6 protein-coding genes are annotated in these 11,397 nt (G+C 48.6%); all 6 read right to left on the bottom strand.

The window, feature by feature from the left end; translation table 11 throughout:
* Window positions 1-84 precede the first annotated feature (84 nt).
* The 6 genes from AB0L18_RS13100 to AB0L18_RS13075 are packed head-to-tail and all read right to left on the bottom strand — an operon-like array spanning window position 85 to window position 11,385.
* The gene (locus tag AB0L18_RS13100) at window positions 85-2,256 is read right to left on the bottom strand and encodes an adenylate/guanylate cyclase domain-containing protein (protein ID WP_367393046.1); all 2,172 of its coding nucleotides are present in this window, start codon (window positions 2,254-2,256) and stop codon (window positions 85-87) included.
* Complete coding sequence (locus AB0L18_RS13095) at window positions 2,256-3,371, bottom strand: hypothetical protein (RefSeq protein ID WP_367393045.1); 1,116 nt, start codon at window positions 3,369-3,371, stop codon at window positions 2,256-2,258. The genes AB0L18_RS13100 and AB0L18_RS13095 overlap by 1 nt, the downstream gene beginning before the upstream one ends.
* Before the next feature lie 4 nt (window positions 3,372-3,375).
* Window positions 3,376-6,285, bottom strand: a complete 2,910-nt coding sequence (locus AB0L18_RS13090) for an NHLP bacteriocin export ABC transporter permease/ATPase subunit (RefSeq protein WP_367393044.1) — start codon at window positions 6,283-6,285, stop codon at window positions 3,376-3,378.
* A gap of 8 nt (window positions 6,286-6,293) precedes the next feature.
* Window positions 6,294-8,495 carry an NHLP family bacteriocin export ABC transporter peptidase/permease/ATPase subunit gene (locus AB0L18_RS13085; protein WP_367393043.1) on the bottom strand — a complete coding sequence of 734 codons (2,202 nt, stop codon included), beginning with the start codon at window positions 8,493-8,495 and terminating at the stop codon, window positions 6,294-6,296.
* Between the two features lie 27 nt (window positions 8,496-8,522).
* Window positions 8,523-9,791, bottom strand: coding sequence for an NHLP bacteriocin system secretion protein (locus tag AB0L18_RS13080; RefSeq protein WP_367393042.1), 1,269 nt, complete (start codon window positions 9,789-9,791; stop codon window positions 8,523-8,525).
* Window positions 9,792-9,819: 28 nt separating this feature from the next.
* A complete protein-coding gene (locus AB0L18_RS13075) occupies window positions 9,820-11,385 on the bottom strand; it encodes a TolC family protein (RefSeq protein WP_367393041.1) in 1,566 nt (521 codons plus the stop codon).
* Between the last annotated feature and the right edge of the window lie 12 nt (window positions 11,386-11,397).

Below are 11,397 nucleotides of genomic sequence, written 5' to 3'. Positions count from 1 at the left end.
GCCTTGTACCATACATAGCTGACCAAGCCTAAAGAATCGCCGTCACCAACCTCGGCCAGGGGGCACACAGCAGCAACTTGCTCCTTACTTTTGACTAAAAGCCCAGGTTCCATTCCAATTTTCCTCGGGTGGATGATGAAGAAATTGCTCGCAGCGGTCGATCATGATGAGGGAAGGATGATCATCGGGAAAGAATAGGAGTCCCTTTTTAAACTCCTTTAGCGCAACCGTAAATCGCTGAGCGCGATAAGCCGCTAAACCCTGGGCGTAGAAATCGAGAAACAGGGTCTCTTCCCTTGATAGCTCCTCTGTCTGTCGCCCTACAACAGTAAAGATAGTGACAGGCTCCTGCTTACCTTTGGCTTTGATACAATCGATTTCGCGACAGCGATAATACGCCACTATATCTTGGGCCGTCTTATCACAGATGAGCATGTTAAGGCCGTAGAATTTGGTAAGGCTTTCCAGCCGGGCGGCCAGGTTGACGGCATCGCCGATCACGGTGTATTCGAAGCGTTTGGTGGAGCCGATATTACCCGCGATCACGTTACCTGTAGCTATACCAATACCCATCCCTAACTGGAATTGGAGTTGTTTGATGTCTCCTACCTTACTAAGGTTAGCGATCATATCCAGTCCTGTGTGAATAGCATTAACAGCATCAGCATCACTGTTATAAGGAATGCCGAAAGTAGCCATCACGGCATCACCGATCAACTTGTCCAATACGCCATTGTGTTCGAAAATAGAGCCAACCATAACATCAAAATAATCATTCAAAAAGTTGACGACTTCGATGGCTTCCAAGCACTCGGTCAGGGAGGTAAAATTACGGATGTCACTAAAGAGGATACTGCACTTTTTGTATTCCCCATTGAAGAGTGAGAGGTCATCTTTATTGATGATCTCGTTGATGACATGCTGGGGCAGATAACGGTTGAGGTTGGTCTTTACTCGCTCCTCCGAGGTTATATCATGGATGACATTGATGACACCGATATTCTCACCGTCTTTACTCTTCATTGGTAGTGCATTGAAATTCAGCACCAATTTTTTATTGCGGGTATCAAGACTTTCGATGTTATACTTCTCAAATTTTTCTCCCGAATGGAAGGTATATTCACTATAGTCGAAGAAGGTAAAGTGATCTTGTGCCAGCTTTTTATAGTACTTGCCGATCAAATCCGTCGACTCCATCCCCAGGATATCGCAGAAGCGGCGGTTGACCGTCTTTACGATCCCAGCTTTATCAATGGTGAGGATGCCGTTCTCGAGGTTTTCAAAGAGTACATCCAGGTAGTTTTTGATATTATTGATTTCCTCGAAGAGCGTAGAGTTCTGAATAGCAATGCTGATCTGCGCCGCAAAACCATTGAGTACGAACAGATCTTTAGTGGTAAACAGTCCGCCTTTTTTGTTAATGGATTGGATCACCCCAATCACTTCGCGTGAAGAGCTGAAGACCGGAATACTGATGATAGATTTGGTGACGTAACCAAACTTCGCATCCACCGATTTATCGAAATGAACATTCCCGTAGGGATTATTCTCAATCAGTGGTTGCTGCGTCATGGCCACGTGGTAAGCCAGCCCCTGCCGAGTTTTGATAATCCGTCCGTCGAGACCTTCACCGTACTTGGTCCATAGTACATTCTTTTCTTTATCCAACAGAAAGAAACTACTGCGATCTGATTGAGTAATTTCTGAGGCTTTCTCGATAATCAGCTGAATCAGACTGCCCAGGTCGAGTTCGGAATTGATAGACGACGATACTTTCAGCAGCGTCGCGATATTGTTCTTGATCGTTTCTGCGGAAGCATACAATTGGGCATTCTTGATGGCCAGTGAAATGGCATCAGCAAAGCTTTTCAACACCGTAAGGTCATGCTGGTCGAAATCGGCGGCAATCTTGTTGAGCGTCTGGATCACACCAACTACCCGGCCCGAGTCCGTCAGAAGAGGGGCGCAAATCACTTTCTGGGTCTTGAATCCAGTGATGGTATCAAAATAGTTATTAAAATGCTCGCTCTTACTAACATCATTCACGATCATTGCCTTCCCCGTTCCGGCACAATGGCCCGCAATACCACAGTTCAGAGGCATGGAAATCAGATTGTTCCGTATACCTTGCGAGATAAGGCTATCCAAGGTGCCACTCTCCTCATTGACTAAAAAAACAGTACTCCGGCGCGCGCGCAGTGCGAGGGTGATATTGCCCAGAATATCGTTGATTTCGTGAAGTATTTCCTTTCTCATCAGTGCTGTGAATTATGATAGTCGTCAAGTAATCGACCGACACCGTTAGGGGCGGCCATTTCCAGGAGGTTCAGCCGGCAAAGGGTGTTGAGACGAGCTAGGCGCTGCGGATCCTGGCGAGTTCCGATCTGCTCGTCAAAGATCGCTACGTGATGGGCGGCCCGAAAGAGAATGGTTTGCAATACTCCAAGGGCTGGCGCGGAAAGAGAAGGCGTACCGAGGTAATTGTGCAAACGTCCGTCCGGTCGACAAACAGGATAATTCTCCAGGCCGATAAACCGCAAAAACCAATCAGCGGTAAATGTGGGGCAGACACTACAAATACCGAGATAATCAGCGATCAGTTCATCGTGCATATTGACGCTCATGCTGCCGAATTGCCGCAGCGTGTAGTAATGTGCACACTCGTGCGCCAAACGGATTTGCAGCGACTTTTCCAGCCAATCTTCTTCTTTTAAACCGAGGGCTTCCGCTGGAACATTGCTGTAAGGAATTCGGCTCAGAACAATAATACTATCCTGGTACAATTCGCGCTGTTGTCGCCAATCGCCAGCAATCTGCCCCAGAGCGGCGACTTGCTTTACCTGTCTTACCCTATCCCAATTATTGAGGCCGCGAACCAATACCGCCCCCATCGAATCAGGCAATGAACATGGTTCATTACGATTGCAAAGCGCCTGAACGATCGACTTAAAGTCCTCCCGATGAGCAGTAACTATCACCGGGATACACCCCGCGATAGACTCGTATAAAAACAGCTCCAGTCCCTCTGCACATTCCAATCCTAAGCCAGTGGCTTCCTTCATGGATGTAGTGCTTTCACCCCGGCGGGTAGCTTGTCCATAAGCTATCGTTTCGCTGATTTGTGCCTGTATCGGAAACTGAAATTGTACCAAATGACGACGAAGGCAAGCATAGACGCCCTCTTCCTCAGCTTCCTTCAGGTATTTCTTCCAGGTAGCAATGTGAGGCTCATCCGCTAAGGCTTTTCCGGCCCAAACCCGCCCACCAGGTACCCTAAAAGCATTTTGAGTGTAAGCTCGCAACGCTTCGTGCACCAGCTCATTGCTGGTGTAAGCTGATAATAGGTCGTTATTAGCGGTAATGATCGTCATGTTGTTAAGCTATTTGGCGTTTAGCAAGATGAGAGAACAGCCCGTTCTTTTCCATCAATTCATCATAGGTACCTGCTTCTACAATCTGCCCCTGATCCATCACAAAGATGCGGTCGGCATTCACGATCGTACTAAGGCGGTGAGCAATGATAATCCGAGTAGCCTGCAAACGATCCAGGCTTTCGGAAACGATACTTTGAGTACGGTTATCGAGCGCACTCGTCGCTTCGTCCATATACATGATGCGGGGCTTGTTCACAATCGCCCGAGCGATCATCAAGCGCTGACGCTGCCCACCTGAGAAAGTACTTCCTCCTTCACTGATGACGGTATGCATTCCCATCGGCATTTGCTGTATATCTTCTTCCAGTCCAGCCATGCGAGCGGCGGCTTCTGCATCCTGGAGCGTGAGCTCTGTACTCCCGACAATATTTTTATAGATACTTCCCGGCATCAGCGAGCCGTTTTGCAGGACTACGCCCAGCTGGCGGCGTACTAGTTCCTTGCTCAGCGTATCAAAGGCTTGCCCATCGTAGTAAACCGAGCCAGATTCAGCTTCCTCGAAACCCAGCAACAGGCGCATTACGGTTGACTTACCTGAGCCTGAAGGCCCAACAAAAGCAACCATTTCTCCGGCTTTGATCTTGAAAGAGACGTCTTTCAGTACCAGAGGCTGTTCAGGGTCGTAGCGAAAATTCACCGAGTTGAACTCGATCTCTCCAGACAGCTCACCAGGGTCGCCATTTTCCAGGGCCGACTCGGGTTCTTCTTCCAGGATAGGCTTAAGCCGTTCGTAAAGCGGAACAATATTGAGCGAAGAGATGAGTCCCATGCTCATACTCAGACAGTCGCGCAAAAACTGGTTGAAGGCCGTCAGAAAAGCCATGAAAACGCCTACCGAGATCAAGCCGCTTGCACTGTCAGCAGAATTCAGGGCCACAAAGATGAAGCTGAAGAAAAAGATGTTGGTCATCAGAGGATAGGAAGCGTTGAAGACCTCCACAAAATTCTGATAATTGCCGGATTTGAAGCCCAGTTGTTTGAAACTACCAAATTTTTTGGCCCACAGTGCAAATATCCGCTTCTCGGAACCTGTGATTCTAATCTTGTTAATCCCCGAAAGGAACTCGAACAAAGACCCCTGAATGCTTCCCTGCTGATCCGATACCTGTCGATCGTAGCGCAGTTTGGCAAAACCCAATGCACTGATGATCACCACAGCCAGTACGGCCAGTCCTACGCCTACCCAGGCCAGGCTGGCATCGTAATAAAAAAGCAGAAACAAGTTGACAATGGAGAAAGTACCACTTAGCACAGCAGTAAGTACGGTATTGGACAACATCTGGCGGATGGAATTGATCCCTAAGGCCCGCATTGTCAGATCACCTGCCGAAAAGCGCCGAAAGAACGTGACTGGCAAGCGCAACAGGTGATCCATTAGGCCTGCTTGTACGCTGATGTTTGACTGCGTTTCCACACGCAACAATAGAATACCCTTTACGACCTCTAGCAGCGACTTGACCACGGCGATAACCAGCATGATAGCAAATACTTCCCAGAGGAAGCTACGGTCGGCCTGCGGAATCACATCATCGAAAAGGATACCCGATAGCACTGGGGTCAGTAGACCGATCAGACTACCCGCCAGAGCCGCCGCAATGATATAAACCGCATCGGTTCGCAACCCCTTGATCGCAAAGCGTCCGATCTTTTTTATGGAAGTCATCTTCTCCGAGAAGGAATAGAGGAACATATACGCCAAGGGATCGAGCGTATGGGCTATTTCTTCGGTGACGGGTTGGCTCGTTCGGTCGCCAGTATGCTGGATATGATACTGTCCGGGTGCGGTCTGTATCAGTGCCACCGGCGTTTTCTCTTCACGGGTAAAAGCCAGCAAATGACCGTTCTCGTCTTTCCACCAGTCACCGCGCAGAATTACTTTACGGGTTCGCACATTGGAAGCCTGCGCGATGGCCGATAGTTGCCCAGTGAGGTTGTGTTCGTAATCGCGGATATAGCCCGGCTCAATGAACTCGAAGTTGGCGGCTTTACCAATCAACTGGCAGGCTGCCAGCAGCTCATTCGTAGTGCTGATATCATGAAAAGCAGCAGCCTCATCTTTATTCGATATGATGGACCTGAGCCCAGACAGGCTGCCCTCAATAGCTTCTTCGTCGGAAGCTACTCGCGTTGCGATCCTCTGGCTAGCCAGATTAACTTTGGCGGCGAAGTGTGATTTGAGTTCCCGCAGGAAATAGCGCTGTAGGTGATGGATGGATAGCATCATACTAATCTCATCTTCTACCAGTTGACGGGTATCGAGTAAAGAGATACTTGTTTTCGGTGCCAGCGCCTGTATCCATAGTTTGCTTGATACGGGAAGGAAGAATTGAACAGCCTCCTCCGCAGTGATCTCGCTCTGTTCGTCGCCGAAAGTACGCAGTTTGCCTTGGAGAAATTTGCCCCAGTAGAGTTCCCGCGCTGGATAGGCTGTTTCCTTGTCTTTGAGTTCTATTGTCTCGTTTAACCGGACCAGATCGCGGTATATTTTGGGACTGTTTTCCCGATGGATATAAGCAGCGTATGCATTTACCCAGTTGGCGATTTTCGGACTGAGTTGGTCTTTGTTTACCCTGCCAAGAATCGACTTGTGGATTTCGATCAGCTTACTGGCAGAACTTACGGCGATGAGGGAAAAGTCATCGAATTCAGCACCGGTTTTCAGTGAAAAAAGCAAATCTCCTCTAGTAGCGGTGTACAGATAGTTGCGAGCACTTTTCAGCTGACCAGCTTCGTCGGTTTTGACGTAGTAGATTTCGACTTCGCCGGAAGCTACCATCCAGCAGTGGTCGTTCTTGGCAAGGAAGAAGGGCTTGCTAGCTCCTAAATGTACTTCTGTAGGTCTCATTTTCATAATCTAGATTATTTGGAGCTGATTAATTCGGCATAAAGTCCTTGCTTGGCAACAAGTTCTTCGTGGGTGCCGCGTTCTGCAATTTTTCCGAACTTCATGACGATGATCTCATCACAATCCCGGATAGTACTTAGGCGATGCGCTACGATAAGGCAAGTACAGCCGCGCTTGCGTACATTGTCCATTATAATTTTTTCGGATTTCGGATCAAGGGCGCTGGTCGCTTCATCCATCACCAGAATGGAAGGATTAAGGACTAGTGAGCGGGCGATCTCCATCCGTTGGCGTTGACCACCGCTGAAGTTGGTTCCTTTCTCAGCAACGATGCTGTCGTAGCCACCGGCTCGGGCAGCGATCACTTCATGGATCATGGCATCCTTGGCTGCCTGTACGATATCGTGCTCGGGGATAGTATCATCCCAGAAAGCGATATTCTCGCGGATGGTACCATGGAACATCATCACATCCTGGTCGATGACTGCCATTGATGCGTTGAGCATCTGCCTAGGTAATTCATTACGAGGTTTTCCGTCGAACAGGATTTCACCCTCCCAAGGATCATAAAGACCAGCCACCAAGCGAGCTACGGTTGACTTTCCGCTGCCTGATCCACCCACGAGTGCTACTCGGCTGCCCGGTTCTAGCTTAATACTAAAATCCTCGATCAGGCAGGGCAGAGCGTGGGTATAACCAAACTTAATATTTTTGAGTTCGAGGGAACCCGTCAGCTTGTGCATTTCTTGTCCCTCTGGAAGCTGGGCAGAAGGGCGGCTAAATTCTTCGGAGACTTCGTAGTTGAGCACGTCATCAATGCAGTTCATATCTCCTTCCGTTTCCTGCAAAGTGCTCCCTACGGCAACAAGTTGATTAACCGGACGGATGAAGTTGTTCATTAGGTACAGGAAAGCTACGAGCATGCCCAGTGTCATATCGCCATCCATTACGCGCAAGGCTCCTACCCCCATAACGATAGTTGTATTGAGCGCTAAAAGAAAAGGAGGAATGACGTTTAGGCGTAGCGATAGCCAGCCGAGATTTTGCTGAACGTTCATCACTTTAGCCAAATGTCCTGCCCAAGTGGTAAAGAAATCGCTTTCGCGGCCACTGGCCTTCAGCGTTTCGATCATGCTGATACCCGAGACAGTGGTGCCCATGAGCTTACCGTTTTCGGTAACCAGTCGTCGATTACTGTCTTTACGAGCCCGTGAAACCAGTTGCAAGGCAATGACGTTGAGGGCTGCTACGATGATCCCAATAGAAGTAAGCAAGACATCGTAACTAAACATCAGCATAGCATAAAATAACACCACAATCACGTTGAGAGCTGCGTTGGCCAAGTCACCGCTAAGCAACCGGGCTATTTTATCGTTGAGGGCAACGCGGTTACCTATCTCTCCTGCACTCCGTTGGGTGAAGAAGGCACTGGGCAGATGCAAGATATGCCAGAGGAACTTGCTGGATGTGGCCAACGCCAGTTTGGTTTCCAATCGGAGCAGATAATACTGTTGAATAAACACCAACGCGGCATTGATCACAAACACACCTCCCATAGCCAACAACAAGGGCATCACAAAGCTGGCGCGGTTATTTATCAGGAATTGATCGATGAAAATTTTAGTAAAAGAAGGAATGATCAACCCTGGAATTACAAGAAAAAGACTGGTGAGAATGATAAAAACCAGGCTCAGCCTCGAGTTGGAAATTCGCGAAGAGAGGGCCGAAAACAGGCCTTTTTTTTCGTTGCCTTTTACGAAATTTTCATTAGGCTGCAAGTCGATCACCACACCGGTGAAAGAGTCGTCGAATTCCTGATGAGTGACGTGATAACGCCCCTGAGCCGGATCGCTGAGATAGACGCGATCTTTGGTGAATCCCTCCAACACCAGAAAGTGATTGAAGTTCCAGAAAATGATGACTGGCATCTTCATCATCTTCAATTTATCAATAGATTTAGCGTACCCCTTAGCGTGTAGGTCATAAGTACGAGCCCCCTTCATGAGGTTGGTCGCCTTGAGGCCGTCTCGAGATACACCACAGGCTACCCTAAGCTTCTCCAGTGGTACATTGCGCCCGAAGTAGCCCAGGATAATGGCAAGCGCAGCTGCTCCGCACTCTACGGCTTCCATTTGGAGGACAGTAGGCGTTTTTACCCGGGTGGCTACAATGGGCTGAGCCTTCTCCTTTTGCAATTTTGCGATTGCTGTAAACATGGTTTTAACTTTTAAGGATTAGCTAGATTAATACAGGTCGAAAAACTTCTTCAATGCCGGTACGACCATGGCAATGGGTGGCTCCTGCTTGACGGTGATCTTTCCGCTACAAGAGGTGCCTGCATTGATGGTGATCTCGGGGCCCTTGGCCGAAGTCCATTCATAGCCACTATAAGCTTGAGGATTTTTCTCGAACTCTACGTACACCTCGTAGGGAGCTCCCATACGCAGCATATTGTTAACCAACTGATCATTTTTCATGGAAGTCATCATCCCTTGCTGTGTGACGGGGAAGGCAGATACGTAAGTCACTTTCGCCTTCATATAGCCGTGTTCCTGTGGCTTCACCGTAGCGGGTACAACGAGGGCTTCCATGCCTACCTTGATCTTTTTGCCGTCTTGCGAGGGCACATAGAGAATACCCCGGATGTTGCCATTTTCAGCGATGGCTAAGTCGTTTTTAAGTTTGAAGAGGGGTGTTCCCAAGCCCACCATTTCGCCGCTGGTGGAGAGCACCTCTACGACCTCCCCATCGTGGGGGCTGCGGATCGCCGATTTGGTTTCGTACTGTTCGCGAAGTTGTTCCAGCCGTAGCTCTTCCTGTGCGATACGCTGTTGTACGACTGTAAGTTGCTGCTGTTGATTGAACCCTGCATTCAGGGCTTGCGAAGTCATTTGCACCAACTGGGCCTTAAGGCCTTCGATCTGGTTCTGGGCGTTTTCTACCGCCTGCTCGCTACCCACGACCTGTGGTTTGGTAATAAGGCCTTTCTCCAGCAGTTCGCGTTCAGTGGCGAGTTGTTGTTTCAAGAAAACGATGTTCTTCTCTGTGGTACGAATCTGTTGCTGTATGCTGCGCCGGCTTTGTTCCAGCAGATCGCCCTGGATTTGAGCATCTTTGGAACCATAGACTTGTAGCTGCTCTAATTCATAGCGGCGCTCCACCAAGGAAGCTTCCGCAGCCTGGACTTGCTGGAGCAGTTCAGGTTGGTCGATGGTAGCGATGATGTCGCCTTTAGCAACTTGTTCGCCGACTTCAATGTCCAACTCAAGCAGTTGACCTTGCGTGGTGGATACGACATCGTATACTTCCCCACCAAGCAGGATGCCGGCAGTATTGATTTTAGTTTTTACCCGCCCCATAAAACCCCAACTAAGTGCCGTCACTAGCGCGATGACGATGGTGAGCAGGGCGATCCATGCCCGTGGGCTGGTCACTTTGATCAATTGGTCCAACTTCTCGGGTGTGGAGAGTTTTTCCAGGGCAGATTTTCGGAAAAAGCTGGGAGCAGCCATAGCTATATATTTTTTCTAGATTTATAATTTAATATTTTGTTCCCGGTAGCGTATAGAAGACCTCTTCATCAAAGCCCACCGGAGCATCAGAGGGATAAAGTGTACCCGTCTCGTAGCGTAGATTACTGATTGCCATTGCGTATTGTTGCTGGCTTTTGATATAATCTAGTTGGGCAAACGTGAGCCGCTCTTGCAACAGAATCAGATTCAGCAGGGTAGTTAGTCCATTCTGAAATTTATATTGCTCGTTGGTAAAAACCTCCTCATAATAAGCCAGGGATTCACTCGACTTTTTCAAAGCGTCGATGCTATTGAGGTAATTATTGTAGGCAATACTGACATTGAGTTCAATATTTCGAATCTGATCCTTCTGGTAGGTTTCCTGATCAGCATAAGTGAGCTGAGCGTTCAGCAAAGCAGCCTCCGCCTGGTTGTTATTGATAGGGAAGATGTATTCCATGCCTACTCCTATCTGATAATTCCGGCCTTCATAGTTGCCCAGAGCAGTAAGAAAGCGATCAACACCATTGCCCATGGCCGCACCGCCATAGCTGGAGAAAGCACGGAGGTTGAGCTGTTGCTTAATATTATTTTCCGCTACACGTACCTGAAGTTGCTGGACTTCTAGTGATTTCTCCAGGGCTTTGAGATCGGCACGGTGGGCACGTGCCAGGGTAAGCAAACTTTCCAAGGAAGGAACTTCCTGTCCTTCGTCTAAGCGCGGAAAATTACTCAATGGCAAACCGATCTCTTGGCTTTCGCTGGTTTCCAGCCCGATACTGCGTCCCAGGTTTTGCTGAGCGGAATATACATTCTGCGCTGCCAGGATCGTTTGCCGTTCTTTATCGAGCACGTCAGCTTGAATTTGCGTAAGGTCACCGGCGGGTTTTTTATCGGCATTCACCAGTTCTTTAGTCATGTCTAGTACCGCCATTACCCGTTCTTCATTGTCTTGGTAGATTTTCAGTGACTCGGTTGCACTGAAATATTGCCAGTAGGCATTAACCGTGGTCAGTACTTGGCCGGAAATCACGAAATGAGCATTCTGCTGCTGTTGAGCCAAATTAAGTTCGGCGACTTCTTCGTTGGCCGTCACAATATCCCGACCCCGGCCCCTTAACAAGGGCTGCGTGATTGAAAGGCTAGTAGTAGTAGTATTGTCAGGAATGAAAGCACCGATTGTTTCACTGAAGCCATTGATGGGGTTACTATCGGAAACACGTTGGTATTGCAATCCTACATTGGCTGTGGTACCCGTACGGAAAGTACGCTGGACACCAGTAGAAAGGGAAAAATTGTTTGTATTCATCGTGTTGCCAATCAGTGCCCGGAGGGGATCAGCTTCATAAAAATTGTAGCTCGACCTGCTCAGTGATACATCTGATACCAACTGGTAATCAAACTGACTACGAGCGGTTTGTTTTCCGGTTTTCACGATTTGGTTCCGAATCTCCTGCCTTTGTACAGTGGGACTGTTTGCCAAAGTGAGCTGATAGAGATGGAGCAGATCGCAGGTGACGGCCTCATTCTGGGCTATTGTGTAGCTGTTCCCCAGACAGAAAATGCCCAGGAAGAGTATATATTTAGTCCACATAACTTTCTGGTT

This window comes from Lewinella sp. LCG006 (assembly GCF_040784935.1).
Lineage (GTDB): Bacteria > Bacteroidota > Bacteroidia > Chitinophagales > Saprospiraceae > Lewinella.
Note: the sequence above shows the minus strand (reverse complement) of the source record. Positions and strands in the feature narration are given on the sequence as shown.